Origin of the sequence: Streptomyces sp. NPDC090106, assembly GCF_044747265.1 — a bacterium.
In the GTDB taxonomy this organism is placed as follows: Bacteria; Actinomycetota; Actinomycetes; order Streptomycetales; family Streptomycetaceae; genus Streptomyces.
This window is the reverse complement of sequence record NZ_JBIVDS010000016.1, coordinates 1-19,589: the sequence shown is the minus strand read 5'-3', so window position 1 is coordinate 19,589 and position 19,589 is coordinate 1. Positions and strand designations below refer to the sequence as shown.

15 protein-coding genes are annotated in these 19,589 nt (G+C 71.2%); 11 read left to right on the top strand and 4 right to left on the bottom strand.

The window, feature by feature from the left end:
• The first annotated feature begins 377 nt into the window (after nt 1-377).
• Together ACIPSE_RS38835 and ACIPSE_RS38830 are read left to right on the top strand one after the other, a co-directional pair.
• Nucleotides 378-3,161: an AAA family ATPase gene (locus ACIPSE_RS38835; protein WP_401672605.1), complete on the top strand. Its 2,784-nt coding sequence runs from the start codon at nt 378-380 to the stop codon at nt 3,159-3,161.
• Nucleotides 3,162-3,304: 143 nt separating this feature from the next.
• On the top strand, nt 3,305-3,778 hold the full coding sequence (locus tag ACIPSE_RS38830) for an SRPBCC family protein (RefSeq protein ID WP_401672603.1): 474 nt from the start codon (nt 3,305-3,307) through the stop codon (nt 3,776-3,778).
• A 38-nt stretch (nt 3,779-3,816) separates the two neighbouring features.
• On the opposite strand, the gene ACIPSE_RS38825 is transcribed toward ACIPSE_RS38830, so the two are convergent.
• A complete protein-coding gene (locus tag ACIPSE_RS38825) occupies nt 3,817-4,515 on the bottom strand; it encodes a lysophospholipid acyltransferase family protein (protein WP_401672601.1) in 699 nt (232 codons plus the stop codon).
• Between the two features lie 187 nt (nt 4,516-4,702).
• Between ACIPSE_RS38825 and ACIPSE_RS38820 the strand changes: the two genes are divergently transcribed.
• Nucleotides 4,703-5,482, top strand: coding sequence for an SDR family NAD(P)-dependent oxidoreductase (locus ACIPSE_RS38820; protein ID WP_401672598.1), 780 nt, complete (start codon nt 4,703-4,705; stop codon nt 5,480-5,482).
• 214 nt (nt 5,483-5,696) lie between these two features.
• On the opposite strand, the gene ACIPSE_RS38815 is transcribed toward ACIPSE_RS38820, so the two are convergent.
• The gene (locus ACIPSE_RS38815) at nt 5,697-6,668 is read right to left on the bottom strand and encodes a quinone oxidoreductase family protein (protein ID WP_401672596.1); all 972 of its coding nucleotides are present in this window, start codon (nt 6,666-6,668) and stop codon (nt 5,697-5,699) included.
• Between the two features lie 205 nt (nt 6,669-6,873).
• Here ACIPSE_RS38815 and ACIPSE_RS38810 point away from each other — a divergent pair, with 205 nt between their 5' ends.
• The 3 genes from ACIPSE_RS38810 (at nt 6,874) to ACIPSE_RS38800 (ending at nt 9,366) form a co-directional block, all read left to right on the top strand.
• Complete coding sequence (locus tag ACIPSE_RS38810) at nt 6,874-7,464, top strand: TetR/AcrR family transcriptional regulator (protein ID WP_401672594.1); 591 nt, start codon at nt 6,874-6,876, stop codon at nt 7,462-7,464.
• Between the two features lie 122 nt (nt 7,465-7,586).
• The gene (locus tag ACIPSE_RS38805; protein ID WP_401672592.1) at nt 7,587-8,165 is read left to right on the top strand and encodes a TetR/AcrR family transcriptional regulator; all 579 of its coding nucleotides are present in this window, start codon (nt 7,587-7,589) and stop codon (nt 8,163-8,165) included.
• 22 nt (nt 8,166-8,187) lie between these two features.
• Entirely contained in the window at nt 8,188-9,366 is a 1,179-nt protein-coding gene (locus tag ACIPSE_RS38800; RefSeq protein WP_401672589.1) for a GDSL-type esterase/lipase family protein, read from the top strand.
• A gap of 284 nt (nt 9,367-9,650) precedes the next feature.
• Here the strand turns inward: ACIPSE_RS38800 and ACIPSE_RS38795 are convergent, their stop codons facing one another.
• Complete coding sequence (locus ACIPSE_RS38795) at nt 9,651-11,603, bottom strand: FHA domain-containing protein (protein ID WP_401672587.1); 1,953 nt, start codon at nt 11,601-11,603, stop codon at nt 9,651-9,653.
• 54 nt (nt 11,604-11,657) lie between these two features.
• A complete protein-coding gene (locus ACIPSE_RS38790) occupies nt 11,658-13,322 on the bottom strand; it encodes a serine/threonine-protein kinase (protein ID WP_401673023.1) in 1,665 nt (554 codons plus the stop codon).
• A gap of 212 nt (nt 13,323-13,534) precedes the next feature.
• Between ACIPSE_RS38790 and ACIPSE_RS38785 the strand changes: the two genes are divergently transcribed.
• From ACIPSE_RS38785 to ACIPSE_RS38765, 5 genes are all read left to right on the top strand, one after another.
• Nucleotides 13,535-13,720: a cupin domain-containing protein gene (locus ACIPSE_RS38785; RefSeq protein ID WP_401672585.1), complete on the top strand. Its 186-nt coding sequence runs from the start codon at nt 13,535-13,537 to the stop codon at nt 13,718-13,720.
• 358 nt (nt 13,721-14,078) lie between these two features.
• The gene (locus ACIPSE_RS38780) at nt 14,079-18,173 is read left to right on the top strand and encodes a discoidin domain-containing protein (protein WP_401672582.1); all 4,095 of its coding nucleotides are present in this window, start codon (nt 14,079-14,081) and stop codon (nt 18,171-18,173) included.
• 100 nt (nt 18,174-18,273) lie between these two features.
• Nucleotides 18,274-18,528 (top strand): hypothetical protein, encoded by a 255-nt coding sequence (locus ACIPSE_RS38775; protein ID WP_401673021.1) that lies wholly within the window; start codon nt 18,274-18,276, stop codon nt 18,526-18,528.
• A complete protein-coding gene (locus ACIPSE_RS38770) occupies nt 18,525-18,731 on the top strand; it encodes a helix-turn-helix domain-containing protein (RefSeq protein WP_401672580.1) in 207 nt (68 codons plus the stop codon). The genes ACIPSE_RS38775 and ACIPSE_RS38770 overlap by 4 nt, the downstream gene beginning before the upstream one ends.
• Nucleotides 18,732-19,137: 406 nt before the next feature.
• A complete protein-coding gene (locus tag ACIPSE_RS38765) occupies nt 19,138-19,446 on the top strand; it encodes a hypothetical protein (RefSeq protein WP_401672577.1) in 309 nt (102 codons plus the stop codon).
• Nucleotides 19,447-19,589 lie beyond the last annotated feature (143 nt).

The following is a 19,589-nucleotide window of genomic DNA, read 5'->3' as shown; positions in this document are numbered from 1 at the left end:
GCGCCCCGGACCGGCCTCACTACGGGGCGGACCTCCATCCGCGTCGGCCGCTTCGAGCCCACGTCCCAGGTGTGCTCCGCGTACGGCGTCCAGGACGGCCCCGAGCCCTACGCGTCCGCACGTGGACCTGCAAGGCTTGCGGGGCCGTTCCGGACCGGGACATCAACGCGCCGGTACCCCTGCCTGACCTGCCCGGCACCGGTCGTATCCTGAGACGATCGGATCGGCATACGGGCATCACGGTGTCCCCCACAGGCACCACGGCCCCCACGGGCCACACGGCCCCCACGGGCCACACGGCCCCACGGGCCCCACGGTGCCCCGACACGGCGCGAGCCCTCTCGCACCGCACCGCGGCACTTGGAGACAGCAGCTCGATGAACGGCCTGGACCACCCCTCCCGTCCCGCCTCGACGCGGCTGATCGGGCGGGACAAGGACCTGGAGTTCGTACGCTCCCACTTCGGCGCCTCCGTCCACGGCGCCGCCCTGCTCCTGACCGGCGAGGCCGGCATCGGCAAGACCGCCATCCTCGACGCCGTGGTGAGCCGTGCCCGAGCGGAGGGCACCCGCGTCCTGCGGGCCAGCGGCGTGGAGTTCGAGGCCGACATCAGCTACGCCGGCCTCAACCAGCTCCTCGTCCCCCTCTTCGACACCTTCGACCTGCTCGACCCCGGCCACCGCGACGCGCTCAAGGTCGCCGTCGGCATCGGCGGCGGCCCCCCGCCCAACCGGCTGCTCACCTCCACCGCGGCCCTGCTGCTGCTCCGCCGCATCGCCCAGGACACCCCGCTGCTCATCGTTGTCGACGACCTGCCGTGGCTGGACCGGCCCACCAGCTCGGTCCTCGGATTCGTCGCCCGGCGGCTCGTCGGCAGCCGCATCAGCTTCCTGGCCGCCTCCCGCGTCACCTCCGACGGCTTCTTCGCCGCCGGCGGCCTCACCGAGCACCGCCTCCAGCCCCTGGACGAGGCGTCCTCGGCCGCCCTGCTCGCCGAGGCCCACCCGGGCATGTCCCACGCGATCCGACGGCGGATCACCGCCGAGGCGCACGGCAACCCCCTCGCCCTGGTCGAACTGCCCACCGCCCTCGACCGCGAGCAGCGCACCGCGCCCTCCGCGGTGCCCTCCGTCCTGCCGCTCAGCGAACGCCTCCAGGCCCTGTTCGCCGCCCGCGTCGCCGACCTCCCCGCCACCGGCCGCGACGTGCTGCTCGTCGCCGCCCTCGAAGGGCTCGGCAACCTGACCGTCGTCGAGGCGGCGGCGGGCGGCGGCGCGGCGGTCGAGGCCCTGGAAGCCGCCGAGCGCGACCGGCTCGTGGCGATCTCGGCGACCTCCCGGAAACTGTCCTTCCGGCACCCCCTGATCGGCTCCGCGGTGGTAGCCCAGGCATCGGCCGCCGACCGCCGCCGGGCGCACCGGGCCCTCGCCGCCGTCCTCACCGGCCAGCCCGAGCGCCGCGCCCACCACCTCGGTGAGGCGGCCACCGGACCGGACGAAACCGTCGCCGCCCTGCTCGAACAGGCCGCCCGGCTGCGCCTGGACCGCGGCGACGCGCTCGGCGCGATGGCCGCCCTCACCCGCGCCGCCGGACTCAGTCCGTCCCCGGCCGACGAGAGCCGCCGCCTGGCCGAGGCCGCCTACATCGGCACCGACGCCGGCGGCGGCATGGCCGACGCCTCCAGCCTCCTGGTCGGTGCCCGTCGCGCCGACCCCGCCACCCGCGCGGAGTCCCTGCACGCGGCAGCCGCCTCCGCCCTCCTCCTCATCAACGAGGAGGGCGACATCGACACCGCCCACCGGCTCCTCGTCGGCGCGATCGAGGCGGGCGGACACGGCTACGACGCCGGCGACGACTCGCTCGTCGAAGCCATGTTCACCCTCATCACCCTGTGCTGGTACAGCGGCGACCCGCGGAAGTGGGAACCGATGTTCCGGGCCCTGGACCGCATGACCCCCGCACCGCCCGACCTGCTGTGGGTGTGCGCGCACACCTTCGCCGACCCCGCCCGCACCGGACACCTCGCGCTGGACCGCCTCGACACCCTCCTCGCCGACATGGGCGACGCCACCCACACCGTCCGCGTCAGCACCTGCTCGGTCTATCCCGACCGGCTGGCGGACGTACGGGAGGCGTCCCTGCGGCTGGTCGAACAGGGCCGCGCGGGCACCGCACCCGTCCGCCGGCACCTCTCCGCCCTCATCCACCTGTGCCTCGACGACTTCTACAAGGGCCGCTGGGACGACTCCGTACGCCTGGCCGCCGAAGGGCTCGGCCTGTGCGAGGACTACGGCTACCCGTTCTTCGCCTGCAAGTTCCAGTTCGTGCAGGCGCTGGTGGCCGCCTCCCGCGGCGACGCGGCCACCAGCGACGCGCTGTGCGAGGAGATCGTCGGCTGGGCCGTGCCCCGCGGCGCCCAGGGCGCCCGCGCCCTCGCCTTCCACGCCAGGAGCCTGGCCGCCCTCGGCACCGGCGACTTCGACACCGCCTACCGGCACGCCACCGCCATCAACCCGCTCACCCCCCTCGCCCCCTACCGGCCGCACTCCATGACCGGCGCCCTGGACCTGGTCGAGGCCGCCGTCCGATCAGGACGCCCCGCCGAGGCCGCCACCCACGCGGCGGCCCTGCGGGAGACCGCGATGGCACGCCTCTCCCCGCGCCTGCACATGCTCGTCCTGGCCTGCGAGGCCCTGACGACACCCGGCGACGACGCCCTCGACCTGTTCGAACGGGCCCTGGCCCAGGTCGACCCCGAGGACTGGGTCTTCGACGTCGCCCGCGTCCGCCTCTTCTACGGCGAACGCCTCAGGCGACGGCGCGCCACCAAGGAGGCCCGCGAACAGCTCGTCCCGGCGGCCGAGGCGTTCGAGCGGCTCGGCGCGAAGCCCTGGGCGGAACGCGCCGCGGCCGAACTGCGGGCGAGCGGCCACAGCGCGGCGGCCGAGGGCCGGCGCAAGGGCGCGCTCACCGCCCAGGAACTCGAGATCGCCACCCTGGCCGCGACCGGACTGACCAACAAGCAGATCGCCGAACGCCTCTTCCTCTCGCACCGCACGATCGGCACCCACCTGTACCAGATCTATCCCAAACTGGGCATCAGCTCCCGGGCCGCCCTGCGGGACGCCCTGGCCGTCCTCGACCTGGAGGGGGTCGGCTGAGCCGGCCGCCGGTCAGATGACGTATACGCGAGGACCCGCCCACCCGCACACTGGTCGGGGGAACGCCCGGTCACGGCCGTGCCCCCGCCCCCCGACCGGACCGCCCCGTCCCGCCGGAAGAGCAGCAGCCCGAGAGAGAACGCATGTACGACACCTCGCAGAGCCACCCGGACATCCACTGGCCGTCCGGGTTCTCGCCCGCCGACGCCCACAGCTTCCACCGGGCGCAGGCGGTCGTACCCGGCCCGCCGGAGCGGTCCTTCCAGGTGCTCACCGACGTGGCGGAGTGGCCGACGTGGGTCCCCGAGTGCCGGGAGGTGAGCGCGATGAGCCTCACCCAGACCTTCGACGTGCACTGGGCCGGGCACCACTTCGAGGTCTTCGTGGGGGAGTCCGTGCCGCCCCGCCGGATCGGCTGGCTGGGCATCGGCGCCGGCGTCCAGCTCTACCAGGCGTGGCTGCTCACGGAGGTCGAGGGCGGCACGGAGGTCGTGGTCGAGAACGTCGTACGGGCCGGTGTCCCCAAGTCGCTGGACACCGTGTCGAAGGCGTGGGCCGAGCGCCTGCACCAGCTGTGGCTCGACCAGCTCGCGAAACTCTCCGAACCTCTCGCCTGACACCCCTCGCCCGATCCCGGGACTCGGCGCCGGAGGCCTCACGGCCCGGGTACTGCCTCCCTCTCCGGCACCGGCAGGTCCCGTAGATCCGCCAACTGAGCCGTCACCGCCGCCATGATCACGTCCGTGACCTCCCGCCACAGCTCCGGACCCGGCTCCCGGCTCTCGAACCGGGAGAGGTCCACCGGCGGCCCGGCCAGGACGAGATGCGTGCGGCGCGGGAAGATCCGGCCCATCCGCCCGTACGGCGGCAGCAGCAGGTTGGCGCCCCACTGCGCCACGGGTATCACCGGGCACCCCGTCTCCAGCGCGACCCGCGCGATCCCCGTCCTGCCGGTCATCGGCCACAGGTCCGGATCACGGGTGAGGGTGCCCTCCGGGTAGAAGACGACGCCCTCGCCCGCCCGTATCGCCTCCGCCGCCGCGTCCAGGGCCTGGAGCGCCTCCGCCCCGCCCCGGGCCACCGGAACGTGCTTCATCGCCCGCATCAGCCGCCCGAACGCCCCCTTGAACAGGCCCTCCTTGGCGAAGAAGCGCGGCGGACGACCGGTGCCGTACTGAAAGCAGCCGTACGCCACAGGGTCGATGTACGAGTTGTGGTTGACCGCCGCGATGAACCCGCCCTCGGCGGGAATGTGCTGCGCACCCGACCAGTCCCGCCGGAAGAGCAGCATCACCAGAGGGCGCGCGATCGACGCCAGGGTCCGGTAGGTGATCCCGATGCTTCGGCGCGCCATTCGCTCTGTTCCCCCACGTGAGTCATGTTCATGGCCGGATTGGCCGGAATCCTTTGTACAGCACCGGTCATCGGCGGACATGTGCCGGGGGTCCGGAGACCACGGCGGACACCTCACACGTGTGGCCTCCGTCCGCCGGGTAAGCTCGCTTCTGACCGCAAGTGTGCCGCGAACATGTGAGGGTGTCATGGATCTCCTGCTCAAGGGCCGACGGGCCGTCGTCACCGGCGGCAGCCGGGGCATCGGCCTCGCCGTGGGCCGCGCGCTGGCGGCGGAAGGCGTGTCCGTCGCCCTGGTGTCCCGGACCGCCTCGTCCGTCGAGGAACAGGCGGCGCTGCTCAGCGCGGAGACCGGCGGCGACGTCATCGGCGTCGCCGCCGACACCGGGGACGACGCCGCGGTGACGGAGATGGCCCGCACGGTCAGGGAACGCCTCGGCGGCGTGGACATCCTGGTCAACAACGCCGCCGCCACCAACCCGGGGACCATCCCGGAGGACGACCTGGAAGCCGAGATCAACGTCAAGGTCCGCGGCTACCTGCGGTGCGCCCGCGCCTTCGCCCCGGAGATGGCGGAACGCGGCTGGGGCCGGATCATCAGCATCGGCGGGCTGGCGGCCCGGCAGAGCGGCTCGGTGACCGGCTCGATCCGCAACGCCGCGGTGACCGCCCTGACGAAGAACCTGGCCGACGAACTGGGGCCGAGCGGGGTCAACGCCGTCTCCGTGCACCCGGGCGCCACCCGGACAGAGACCTTCTCCGGCATCCTCGGCCGCCGCGCCGAGGCCCTGGGCCGCGAACAGGACGAGCTGGAACGGCAGATGGCCTCGGCCGTCTCGATCGGCAGGATCGTCGAGCCGCACGAGGTCGCGGCCGTCGTCGCCTTCCTGGCCAGCCCCCTCAGCGTGGCCCTCAACGGCGACCCGGTCTTCCCGAGCGGCGGCCACAAGGGGCCGATCCACTACTGAGCGGCACCGCACGGGTGGTGCCCGCCCCCTCGCCGACTCCGATGCCCAGAATGCCCAGCTGAAGGAGTTCAACGGCGAACACGATCACGCACCCTTGTCTTTTGATTCGCCTTCATTCCGCACGCGCACAGGTGTGTCAAAACGCGCACAGGTGTGTCAGAGCAGTGTCTGAGCCGCACGCCGCGCAACAGGTGAGCCCGTGCGGGGCGCACGCTCACCGCCGGGGATCGATGAGCAGCTTGCCGGAGGTGCGCCGCGACTCGATGTCGCGGTGCGCCCGCTCGGCCTCCCCGAGCGGATAACGCGCGGTGACGTCGATGTGCAGCGCACCCTCGCGGATCTTGTCGAACAGGTCCGCGGAGTGCCGCAGCAGCAGTTCCCGGCTGTGGATGTGGTCCGCGAACACGGCATAGGTGACCTTGATGCTCTTCGGCAGGTCGAACATCCGCACGGTCGGGATGTCACCGATGAGCGGGCCGTAGTAGACCAGCGTGCCGACCCGCCGCAGCACCTCGGCGGATGCCCAGAAGGTGCTGGCGCCACCGCCGTCGAACACCGCGTGCACCCCCTCGCCCCCGGTCAGGTCCCGCACCCGGTCCACGAAGTCCCCACCGGAGGAGACCAGCACCTCGTCCGCACCGGCCGCCTTCGCGAGCGGGACCTTCTCCTCCCGCGAGACCAGGCCGATCACCCGCACCCCGCGCAGCTTCAGCAACTGGGTGACCATCCGTCCCACACCCCCGGCGGCGGAGTGCACGAGCGCGCTCTCGCCCTCGGCCAGCGGCGCCGACTCCGTGACGAAGTGATGCGCGGTCAGCCCCTGCATCATCGTCGCGGCGGCGATGTCGCTCGGGATGTCGTCCGGAACCGGTACGACCCGGTCGGCGGGGACCGCGATCCGCTCGGCGTAACTGCCGTACACATGGACCCAGGCCACCCGGTCGCCGACCGCGAACCCGTCGACCCCCTCACCGACGGCGGTGACCCGCCCGGCGCCCTCGACCCCGGGCACGAGGGGCATGCCGCCCGCGAGACCGAATCCCACACGTGTGCCGGTGTCCATGAAGTTGACGCCGGAGAAGTCGATGTCGACGACCAGCTCACCCGGCCCCGGCTCGGGATCAGGCCACTCCCTCAACCTCAGCACCTCCGGGCCGCCCGGCTCCTCCACCACCACTGCGCGCATGACACATACCTCTTCTGGTTCGACGGGACGCCGGCGGACCGGCGCGTCGTTCGGAGTGAACGCAAGCGACAGTAGGACGCAATTTTTGGACCAGCAAGTCCAGAAAACAGGCCATTGATACGTCGCAAAACGGAATATAAAGGTGCAACTTTCCAGAACCTGCCGGGCCAAAAAATACGCACCCGCGCGGCGCTAGCCTGGACACATGTCATTGACCGCGAAAGGCCGCGCCACCCGGCAGCGCATCATCGAGGGAGCCTCGGCACACCTGCGCAGCGACGCCCCGGGAACCGTGACGCTGGACGACATCAGGGCGATCACCGGCACCAGCAAAGGCCAGCTCTTCCACTACTTCCCCGGCGGCAAGGAGGAACTCCTGCTCGCCGTCGCCCGGTTCGAGGCCGACCGGGTCATCGCCGACCAGCAGCCGCACATCGGCGCGCTCACCTCCTGGGCGGCCTGGACCCGCTGGCGGGACGCCGTGATCGCGCGCTACCGGGCTCAAGGGGCGCACTGCCCGCTCGGCACCCTCATGGACCAGGTCGGCACCACGCCGGGAGCGGCCGACGTCGCCGCGTCCCTGCTCACCCGCTGGCAGCGGCTCATCCGCGAGGGCATCACCGCCATGCAGGCCGACGGCCTCATTCGCCCGTCCCTGGACGCCGACCGCGCCGCGGCGGCCTTCCTCGCCGCGATCCAGGGCGGCGTACAGATCCTCAGGTCGACCGGCGACAGCACCCACCTCGAAGCGGCCGTGGACATCCTCATCGACCACCTCAAGGGCGGACGCGCATGAACGGGCCGACACTGACGTCGAAGCCGGCCTACATCATCACGGAATTTGCCTAAACCTATTAGGCACACGCATAATCCCATTAGTCACTCGCCCAGCACCCGGCACCGGAAGGTCGCCCCTCCATGGCCCGCGCAGGACTGACCGCACAACGCCTCACCCAGGCCGGCGCCGACCTCGCCGACGAGATCGGCTTCGACCAGGTCACCGTCTCCGAACTCGCCCGCCGCTTCGACGTCAAGGTCGCGAGCCTGTACTCGCACGTGAAGAACTCCCACGACCTCAAGACCAGGATCGCCCTCCTCGCCCTGGAGGAACTCGCCGACCGCGGCGCCACCGCCCTCGCCGGCCGCGCGGGCAAGGACGCCCTGACCGCCCTGGCCGACGTCTACCGCGACTACGCCCGCGAACACCCCGGCCGCTACACCGCCGCCCAGCTCCGCCTCACCCCCGAGGCGGCAGCCGCCGGCGCGGGCCCCCGGCACGCCCAGATGACCCGGGCCGTGCTGCGCGGCTACGACCTGACCGAGCCCGACCAGACCCACGCGGTCCGCCTCCTGGGCAGCACCTTCCACGGCTACATCAGCCTGGAGATGGGCGGCGGCTTCAGCCACAGCGCCCCCGACACCCAGGAGACCTGGACCCGCGTCCTGGACGCCCTCGACGCCCTCCTGCGCAACTGGCCCGCCCCGAAAACCCCCTGAACATCCGTCACGAGGATCCTCCATGAGCACCCGCTGGACGACCACCCCCATCACCGAGGATCTCCTCCACGGCGCCCTCGACCTCGAACCCACCGCGCACGGCGTGCTCCCGCACCGCCTCCCCGCGCGGGCCCGCGCCCAGTGCGCCGACCCGCAGCTCCTCATGGCGGAGTCCCAGCCCTCCGGCGTACGCCTGGCCTTCCGCACCACCGCCACCACCGTCGAACTGGACACACTCCCCACCAAGCGCGTCTACATCGGCGCCCCGCCCCGCCCCGACGGCCCCTACGACCTCCTCGTCGACGGCCGGTTCACCGCCCGCGCCACCGCCCCCGGCGGCCACGTCCTGACCATCGACATGACGGCGGGTACGACCGACCACCGCCCCGGCACCCCCACCACGGTCCGCTTCACCGGCCTCCCCGCCCACGCCAAGACCATCGAGATCTGGCTCCCGCACAACGAGACGACGGAACTCGTCGCCCTGCGCACCGACGCCCCCGTGGAACCCGCCCCCGACCAGGGCCGCCGACGCTGGCTCCACCACGGCAGCTCCATCAGCCACGGCTCCGACGCCGCCGGCCCCACCGCCACCTGGCCCGCCCGCGCCGCAGCCCTCGCGGGCGTCGACCTCGTCAATCTCGGCCTGTCCGGCAGCGCCCTCCTGGACCCCTTCACAGCCCGCACCCTGCGCGACACCCCGGCCGACCTGATCAGCGTCAAGATCGGCATCAACCTGGTGAACACCGACGTGATGCGCCTGCGCGCCTTCACCCCGGCCGTGCACGGCTTCCTCGACACCATCAGGGAGGGCCACCCCACCACCCCGCTCCTGGTGATCTCCCCGATCCTCTGCCCCATCCACGAGGACACCCCGGGCCCGAGCGCCCCCGACTTCACCGACCTCGACAAGGGACAACTCCGCTTCCGCGCCATGGGCGACCCCGCGGAGGCGGCCACCGGCAAACTCACCCTGACCACCATCAGGACCGAACTGTCCCGCCTGGTCACCCAGCGATCCCCCGAGGACCCCCACCTCCACTACCTCGACGGCCGCACCCTCTACGGCGACCAGGACACCCTCACCCACCCCCTCCCCGACGACCTCCACCCCGACGCCGCCACCCACACCCGCATCGCCGACCGCTTCGCCGAAGCGACCTTCACCGGCGACGGCCCCTTCGCGGCGGCGCGCTCCTGAAACCGCAGTGCCGGGGCCGGCAGAGGTGTGACCCTCCGCCGACCCCGACACGGGGAACCGCCCGGCCGCCCGGCCGGCCACATGCCCAGCCAAATGCCCGGCCGACCGGCCATCAGCCGCGCGTCAAGGTTGAGATGTGTATGTGTGCCAGGTGTGTCGACAGCCGGAGGGGTCGGCTTCGGCTCAGAGTCCCTTCGGTCCCTCGTTCGCCTCGTCCCTGGTTCCCGCGTCGAGTGCTGCGACGCGGGAACCGGCGGCGTTCGAGCCAGCGAACCGACGAGCCGTCAGGCCGGGCCCAGAAGGGCGGAGTTGCGGGGGTCGGGCAGCGGCTGCGGCGGAGGCGGCGTGGCCGGGACGAAGACCGGGGCGTCCTGCTGGTAGAAGATGTCGATGTCGGCTTCCTCGCCGCTGACGATCAGCGTGTCCCAGGCGCCGCTCTCCTGGAGCGTACGCAGGGTCGCGGGCGCCAGGGTGGAGAGGTGGGCCCGCAGCGTGTCGTCGTCGGGCAGACCGGGCATGCGGGGCGCCAGCCGCTCACGTATGGCCCCCATACGGTCCAGGAGGATGTCCAGGTCGGCGTCCGCCGTCCCGGCCCCCTGGGCCGATCCCGCCCCCTTTGCCGCCGTACCGCCCATGCTGCCGTCGATGATGTCCTTGATCGCCCGGGTCGCACCCCGCTCGTCCGTCGTGACCATGGCGTTCCAGGCGCGGCTCTTGTGCCGGTACTGGAGCATCGACATCGCCGCCTCGTGCCGGATGAAGTCCGCGTCACGCAGCGGCCGTCCGCGCCAGGCCCGGCTGAGGGAGCGAGCCAGCGACACGGCCGAGGCGAGACCGCTGTTGAGGCCGCGTCCGGGCCAGAAGTGGATGGCGTTGGCCGCGTCCCCGAGCAGGAACCCGTACGTCCCCGGACGGTCCCCGGTCGGGCGGGTGAGCTGGGCGGTGAACCGCGGGCGCTGCACCATGTCGAGGCGGAACGACGTGATCGCGCTGAGGTCCTCCTCGGGCACGTCGAACAGCCGCAGCCCCTCCAGGATGCGCTTCCACAGCGGGGAACTGCGCAGCAGCGCCGGGAGGAAGAGCGTGCCGTGGGTCGGGCAGGCGAACTCGTTGTCCTCGTGCCGGCTCATCAGACACGGACGGGCCGCGATGCACTCCTCGAAGACCTGCCGCACCGGGTCGATGCCGATGACGTTGCGGGCCTCCTCACGGGTGAGGCGCATGTTCAAGAAGCCCTCGCCGCGCAGCGAGTTGAGCAGGAACCGGTTCTGCGCCACGGTCAGCAGCACGCTCATCGGGTCCGACAACCGGGACTTGACCTTGAGCCCGAGCACGATGTCCTGGATGTGCTCGCCGTCCAGGGAGTAGATGGAGGCGTCGGCCATCCCGAACCGGTCGGCGAAGTGCTCACGCGTACGCGAACGGCCACCCTCGCTGATGACCAGCACATGGTCGCGGGCGATGAGGTGTTCCTGCTCGGTCAGATCGAACCGCTTGGGCACGAGCCGGATGGCGGACTTGCGGTTGGCCAGTTCCAGCAGCTGGTCCTCGATGTAGGCGATACGGATGTTGCGCGGCGGCCGGCCGTCCACGGAGTCGGGGCCCAGCGGCCACATCTCGGAGAACTGGCCGCCGTCGCCGAACATCGCCGTCTGCATCTCGTCCGTCAGCGCCAGATACTGCCGGCTCTGCACGGTGACGACCTGCTGCCGGCGGACGTTGCCCTGAGCGGCGTCCTTCCAGACCACCGACGTACCGCTGCGCACCCACCGGCCGTCGTAGACGGTGACCGCGACCCGCCCGGACAGCGCCTCCTCCAGCAGCAGCGCGAAGGCGAGACCGACCGGGCCGCCACCGGACACCGTGACCCGCAGGACACCCGGGTCCACGGCCGCGTTGGCGCGCGGCAGGTCCATCTGGGAGAGGTCCATGACCGTCTCCACGGCCTCCTGGGTCTCGAACAGGAACGTCTCGTCGCCGATGCGTATGGTGTCGCCGGGCGCCAACTCATGCCGCTCGACGCGCTGTTCGTTGACGAAGGTGCCGTTCCTGCTGCCACGGTCGTGCAGGACGTACGTGCCGTTCTCGGCGACGATCTCGGCGTGGAAGCGGGAAGCGCTGACGCTGACGATGATGACGTCGTTGTCACTCTTACGCCCGAACGTCACCGGAGCTTCTCCGAGAACCACGCTCTGACCGGTGAATGGACCGGTGCGTCCCACGATGACCGACAGCACGGAAACTCCTTAAGGGAAACGAATTGGTCCAATTATGAACGACATGCGGCCCTGTCACTCGCCGTTCGCCCGGCAAGTGATGGAAAACGGGACGGAGTTGGACTTCGTGTCGAACGGCGACTTGATCTCGACGGCCATCGCGCTCTTCAGCGTCCCCTCCTGCGCCCACGTGGACAGACGCACCGTCTCCGTCTTGCTGGTCGGATCCCCCTCGCGGAACGCCAGCGTCCGCCACTCCTTGTCCACCACGGCCCCGTTGTCCGACACCCACCGGTACGAGAACTGCACCGGCGCCTGATCCGTCTTGAACGTAGCGGTGAACCAGGGCGCCTCACCGTCCCCGCCCGGACAGACCCCGTCGAACGTGGTGGCGTTGCCGGTGACAGCCACCGACACCGGTTGGGACGCGCTGCCGGTGCTGGTGGTTTCGGCCTTCTCGGCGCCCTTGTCGTCGTCCTTGTCCATGACCGTGTAGGCGATGCCCCCACCGGACAGGACCAGGACGACCACCGCCGCCCACACCAGATACGTCCTACGACGACCGCGCCGGGCGGGGACGGGCGCGTGCCCGGCGTCCTGCCCGAAGCCGGCCGCCGGGACGGGCGTGGCCGCTCCGGACCCGAACGCCGTGCTGTTCGGCGGAGGCCCGAACGTGCCCAGCGGGGCGGGCGTGGCCGGGGCCTGAGCCGCCATCGCCTCAGCCGCGGCGGCTGGGACGGCCGGCGTGGCCGGAGCAGTCGCAGCCACGGTCTCCTCGGCAGCCGTCACCGCCGAGGTGACAGCGGCAGTGACACCGCCCGTCACCGACGTCGTGGGCACCGTCGAAGCCCCGGTCACCGCCGCATCAGCGGCCCCCGCCCCGTCCGTCGCCGCCAACGCCCGCGCGGCCCGGGTGAGTTCACCCATGGCCTCCTCGGCCCCCATCCGCTCCTCGGGGTCCTTGCGCATCAGCCCCTCGACGACCGCCGTCAGCGGACCGGCCCGGTGCGGCGGCGGCAACTCGTCGTCCACGACGGCACGCAGCGTCGACAGCGCACTCGTCCGGCGGAACGGCGAACGCCCCTGCACGGCCGTGTAGAGCATCGCCCCGAGCGACCACAGATCGGAAGCGGTACCCGGCGTCCGACCCAATGCCCGCTCAGGAGCCAGGTATTCGGGCGACCCGACGACCTCACCCGTCATCGTCAGCGCGGTGCTCCCCTCCACGCTGGCTATGCCGAAGTCGGTCAGCACGACCCGGCCCTCGTCGCCGAGCAGCACATTGGCCGGCTTCACATCACGGTGCAGCACGCCGACACCGTGGGCCGCGCGCAGAGCCGCGAGCACCTCGACACCGATGCGCGCGACCTCCTTCGGCTCCAGGGCGCCCTCGGCAACGATCACGTCGGCGAGGGAACGGCCACGGACCAGTTCCATGACGATCCACGGCCGGTCGTCGAAGGTCACCACGTCATGGACGGTCACGACCCCACGGGCATTGACCCGCGCCGCCGCCCACGCCTCCCGCTCCAGCCGCACGTGCATCTGCTTGCTGCGCTCGGCCGGCAGCTCGATGGAGGCACGGACCTCCTTCACCGCGACCTCACGGTGCAGCACCTCGTCGGTGGCCCGCCACACTGTGCCCATACCGCCCTCGCCCAGTACGGACAGCAGCCGGTACCGACCGGCGACCAGCCGTTCCCCACTGACCTCCGACGAGGCCTCGTCCTGGTTCTGCATGAGGGTCAACTCCCTAACTCCGCCAACTGCCGCCGTCAGTATGATGAATACGGCGACGATCACTAAATGCGCAGCGTGAGGGCCGGACAGAAACAATCCGGACACCACTGTGACACTCGCGAACCGACCGCAACCGAGCCGCACGCCCCCCCCAGCGCGCGCAGGGCCTGTTAGGCCCTCATGCGAAGAACGTACAAGACCCGTGCGGCAGGGTGTTCCTGGTCATCAGCGGCCGACTGACCATCCAGCTCCGCGACGGTGACGTGGTCCTGGAGCCCGGCCAGCTGTTCGTCGTACCCCGCGGAGTCGAACACTGCCCACGCGCGGACGAGGAGACCGCGATCCTCCTGCTGGAACCGACAGGAACGATCAACACCGGGTTCGCGACGGGGGCCTGACCCCGTTGGTCCCGTTGGTACGCTCGGCGTCCTCCGTCCCCGCATACGCGAACGCCGGCAACGACGCCGTCCCCGCCAGGACGGCTCACCCAGCAGCTCCCTCAGCTTCACCGACTCCGTGCGAAAAGCGTCGAAGCGGGAAGGGGCGTCGGCACACACTTGCCGCCCTTCTGCGCATGTGGCATGTGGCATGTAACCGCGTGTGCAGCATCTGCCCATGTCGCGGGTCTTGACACAGGTGTGTCCGCCACCACAGCCTATGGCAACGTTGTCAAATCGAAGGCATCCTCCTGGATGTCCCGAGCGCACCCCCGGGAACGAGCGATTCCCGCCCACCTGCGTGATTGGACGATTCACCATGGCCGATCAGCCGTGTCCGCCCTCGCCCACCCGGCGTTCCGTCGTCGCCACCGGCTCGACCCTGTTGGCCGGACTCGGCTTCGGCACGGTGTTCGCTCATGGGGCAGATGCCGTCGAACGCGCCACCGGCCCGACCGGCACCAGCTCCTCCACCGCCCTCGGTGAACTCGCCGCCCACCGCCCGGTCCACGTCTCCTCGCAGGCCTACGCGCCGACCCCCGCCGAGTTCGCGGTCGACGGCCTCCCCGTCCGGGGCGTCCGCGGCACCGGCTGGCGCGCCGAGGCGGGCGACCCGCAGTGGATCTCGGTCGACCTCCAGGCGGACTGCCGCGTCGACCGGATCCGGCTGACCTTCGAAGCGGCGGCCGGGGACCCGGTCTTCACCCCGCCGGCCGACGGCAACCCGCGCCAGGGCACCACCGGCGAGGAGCTGCTGTCCAGCTACGCCACCGAGTTCGTCGTCGAGACGTCCCGCGACGGCAGAAGCTGGAGCAGCGTCCACCGGACCACGGCCGGCACCGGCGGCACGGTGGACATCGCCCTGCCGAAGCCGGTCACGGCCCGCTGGGTGCGGATGACGGCGCACAAGCGCTCGGACGCCAACCCGTTGGGCCTCAACGGCTTCGAGGTGTACGGCACCGCGCCCGGTCACCGTCCGGCGGCCACCGGCTGGACCGACTGGGGCACGCACCACCACGACACCCCGCGCCTGGCCCTCGCCGACGACGGCACCGTGCCGCTGGAGTCGGGCTGGACGCTGACCATGGACGACCGGGCGGACGGCGACGGCCCGGCCCTGTCACGGACCGGCGTGGACACCAGCCGCTGGCTCCCCGCGACCGTGCCCGGCACCGTGCTGGGCTCCCTCGTCGAGCAGGGCAGACTGCCCGACCCCGTGGCGGGCCTGAACAACCTGCGGATCCCGGAGGCCCTGTCCCGCCACTCCTGGTGGTACAAGCGGGACTTCGAGCTGCCGCGCGGCCTGCGCACCGGCGAGGGACGGCACGTCTGGCTGGAGTTCGACGGCGTCAACCACCGGGCCGAGATCTGGCTCAACGGACACGGAGTGGGCGAGGTGACGTTCCCCTTCGCCCGCTCCGCCCACGACATCACCGGGCTCCTCGCCACGAAGGGCGGCAACGCGCTCGCCGTACGCGTCTCCCCCATGCCCGTGCCCGGCAGCCCCGGCGACAAGGGCCCGGCGGGCGAGGCCTGGGTGGACGCGGGCGCCAACACGATGAACCGCAACTCACCCACGTATCTGGCCTCTTCGGGCTGGGACTGGATGCCGGCCGTCCGTGACCGCTCGGCGGGCATCTGGAACCACGTACGGCTGAGAGCGACCGGGCACCTGGTGATCGGCGATCCGCGCGTGGACACCGTGCTGCCGAAGCTGCCGGACCTGTCGGTGGCCGAGCTGACCGTGACCGTCCCGGTGCGCAACGCCGACTCCGCCGCCCACGAGGCCACCGTCACCGCGCGGTTCGGCGACGTCCGCGTCTCGCGCACGGTCACCGTCCCGGCGGGCTCCGACATCGATGTCACCTTCACACCGGACGCGTACGCCGCCCTCCGGGTGCACAGCCCCGACCTGTGGTGGCCCAACGGCCTGGGCGAACCGGCCCTGCACGAACTGACCTTGACCGTCCGCGCAGGCGGCACCGAGAGCGACCGCCGCACCACCCGCTTCGGCATACGGCAGTTCGGCTACGAGTACGACACCCCGCTGAAGTTCACGCCGTCCTCCGACGCGTACACGCAGACCGTCGAACTGGGCGCCCGGCAGGCCCGGTTCGTCCGCGTGCGCTGTCTGACCCGGGCCACCGACTGGGGCAGCTCCCTGTGGGCCCTGTCCGTGCTCGACACCGCCCGCCCCGGCACCGACCTCGCGCTGCACGCGCCCGCCACCGCCTCCAGCTCCGACGAGGACGGCCACGGACCGGCCAACGCCACCGACGGCGACCCGCGCACCCGCTGGTCCTCCGCCTTCGCCGACGACCAGTGGATCCGCGTCGACCTGGGCTCCGCGCAGTCCTTCGACCGGATCGACCTGGTGTGGGAGCAGGCCTACGCGCTGACCTTCGTCGTGCAGGTGTCGGCGGACGGCGAGGAGTGGACGGACGCCGCGTCCGTCGACAACACGGCCGTCCCGCTGCCGTTCAACAGCGGCGACGCCAGTCTGCGGGTGACCGACTTCGAGGCCCGCACGGCCCGTTACGTCCGCCTGGCCTGCGGTGTCCGCAACACCAGCTGGGGCACCTCCCTGTGGTCCCTCGCGGTCGTCGACAGCGCCCACCCGGGCACCGACCTCGCGCTGCGCGCACCGGCCACCGCCTCCAGCGACGACGGGGACGGCCACCCGGCCGGGCACGCCACCGACGGCAACCCCGGCACCCGCTGGTCCTCCTCCTACGAGGACCACCAGTGGATCCAGGTCGACCTCGGGACCGCCCGGCGCTTCGACCGGATCGCGGTCCTGTGGGAACAGGCGTACCCGAAGACGTACACGCTCCAGGTCTCCGACGACGGCGAAACCTGGAGAGACGTCACGACCGTCTCCAACGCCCCCGACCCGCTGAAGATTAGCGTCAACGGCGTACGGGTGCTGGTGCGCGGCGGCAACTGGGGCTGGGACGAACTGCTGCGCCGCATGCCCGCCGACCGGATGGACGCGGCCGTCCGGATGCACCGGGCGATGAACTTCACGATGATCCGCAACTGGGTCGCCAGCAGCAACCGCGAGGAGTTCTACGCCAGTTGCGACGAGCACGGCATCCTGGTGTGGAACGACTTCCCCAACGCCTGGGCCATGGACCCGCCGGACCACGACGCCTACAACTCCCTGGCCAGGGACACCGTGCTGCGCTACCGCATCCACCCGAGCGTGGCCGTGTGGTGCGGCGCCAACGAGGGCAACCCGCCCGCCGCGATCGACGACGGCATGCGCGAGGCGGTACGGAGCCAGGCGCCGGGCATCCTCTACCAGAACAACTCCGCGGGCGGCATCGTCAACGGCGGCGGCCCGTACGGCTATGTGGAGCCGGAGCGGTACTTCGACCCCGCCACCTTCGGCAGCAAGGACTTCGGCTTCCACACCGAGATCGGCATGCCAGTCGTCTCCACGGCCGAGAGCACCCGCGCGATGATCGGCGACGACGGCCCCGAGTGGCCCATCCGTGGCGCCTGGTACCACCACGACTGGAGCGAACGCGGCAACCAGGCCCCGCAGCACTACAAGGCGGCCATCGAGACCCGCCTCGGCACCGCCCGCGACCTCGACGACTTCACGCGCAAGGCGCAGTTCGTCAACTACGAGAACTTCCGCGCCATGTTCGAGGCGTGGAACGCCAACCTCTGGGACAACGCCAGCGGGTTGATGCTGTGGATGTCCCACCCGGCCTGGCACAGCACGGTCTGGCAGACCTACGACTACGACTTCGACGTCAACGGCGCCTACTTCGGCTGCCGCACCGCCTGCGAACCCCTGCACGTCCAGGCCGACCCGGTGAAGTGGCAGGTCATCGCCGTCAACCACAGCCGCGAGGCGCTCAAGGGCGCGACGGTCACCGCGGAGACGTACGACCTCTCCGGCCGCCGGATCGCGTCCACCCGCACGGCACGCGTGGACGTGTCGGCGGCGGGCTCGGCACCGGCGTTCACCGCGGCCTTCACGGACGGTCTGCCGGACCTGCACCTGCTGCGGCTGACCCTCAGCGACGACCGGGGCCGGACGCTGTCCCGCAACACCTACTGGCGGTGCCGGACCCCCGAGGCGCTGCGCGGCCTCGACCGGGCCGGACGGGCCGCGCTGTCCGTGTCCCTCACGAAGGTCTCGCGCGCCGGGGACCGCCGTACGGCCACCGCCACGGTCCGCAACCGGGGCTCCGTGGCCGCCGCGATGGTCCGGCTGTCGCTCCTGGACGAGGACGGCGCCCGGGTCCTGCCGACGCTCTACGACGACAATTACCTGTGGCTGCTGCCCGGCGAGACCCGCACGGTCCCTCTGTCGTGGCCCGCCGCCGCACTGCCCTTGGGCCGTCCGAGGCTGCGCGCGGAGGGCTACAACACTCCGTCGGTCACGGTCCGCGGCTAAGGGCCTGCCAAGACCGTGTCCTATGGGGTGAGGCGAACGAGTCGCTCGTAGCAGCACAGGGCCGCGGCAAGGCCCAGAAAAGTATGACGATTTCGTCGAGATCGTCTCGCGGTCCAATCCGGCCAACGACTACGAGGGCAAGCTGCGCGACTATCCCGCGATGGGCGTTCCGCACTATCTGATCGTCGACCCCCGGGACGGCAGCGCCGTGCACTACTGGGCGCCCGCCCGTCGCAGCGGCGAAGCCTCGTACGACAACCGGCAGCACTACGTATTCGGAGACACGGTCACGGTTGCCGGATGGAAGATCGACACGGCTGTCCTGCGCCGCTACGGGGAGGGTGGCGGTCAGTGAACGACACGGCGCGACTGGTGCGGTCCTGGCGCAGCCAGCGCGGCATATCGCAGCCCCGGCTGGCCGAGCTGGCCGGGACCGGGCAGGCCGCGATCTCTCGGATCGAGTCCGGAACGGACCTGCCGACCCTGGCGCTGCTGGAGCGGATCGCCGTGGCGCTGGACTGCCGGCTGACGGTCACCTTCACGGCCAGAGACCAGTAGAGACAGACGCCTGGTCCCTGTCGTACAGAAAATTCACGCAGCGGCTGCTCACCCCTGGGGCCGGACGCCAACCCCCTTGCGTCGACGGGACCACACCAGGTGCGAAGGGCGCCGAGCGGGTTGTCCTGGACCACTTCCTCGAAGTTCTGCTGGCCAAGCCCGGCGCCATGGCCGGCTCCGAGTCGAGGAGCAAGTATCCGGCGAGTTGCCCTCTTCTCGCTCTCTGTGGTGAGGGCGGGCGTTTTGCCGCGTCAGCGTACAAGACTGCATGGTCCAGTCTCGATCTCCTTCTCATAATGAAGCACTGCTTGCCACAGGGCTCTCACGTGATCGTGATTGGCGGGCAGGAGTGGGGGAAGCCGAAAGGGATCACGGGTTTTTGAAGAGTCACCAGGAGGAGGCTGGAGTGAGCACGTTCGTCATCACTGTCCCCGGTACGTTCATCACGGACAAGGCGGCCGGCGCGCATGCCGTACTGGAACGCAGACTGTCCTCCCGGCATACCAGCGTGAGTGAGGGTGAAGGCCTTCAACTGCTCACCGTGAACGAGGACCGTACGTTCTCTGCACGGATCGAGGTTGATGCAGCAGACAGGTATGAGGCCGAGATGGAAGCAGTGCAGTTCCTGTCCGCAACCCTCAAGGAGGCAGGCGTCCCGGAAGGGGAAGCCCCTCTCGGTCCGCCCGCAGTGACCGGCATCGACAGCCCCCTCTGACACCGCCCCCTTCGCTGCGCTTTGGAGGCTGGAGCGCAGCGGAAGCCTTGGGTGTGGGCCGCGCAGCGGCTCACACCCAACACGGTTGCGCAGCAACCGCGTTGAAGCCGGGCACGCAGGGACCGGCTTGCGCTCTCGCGGAG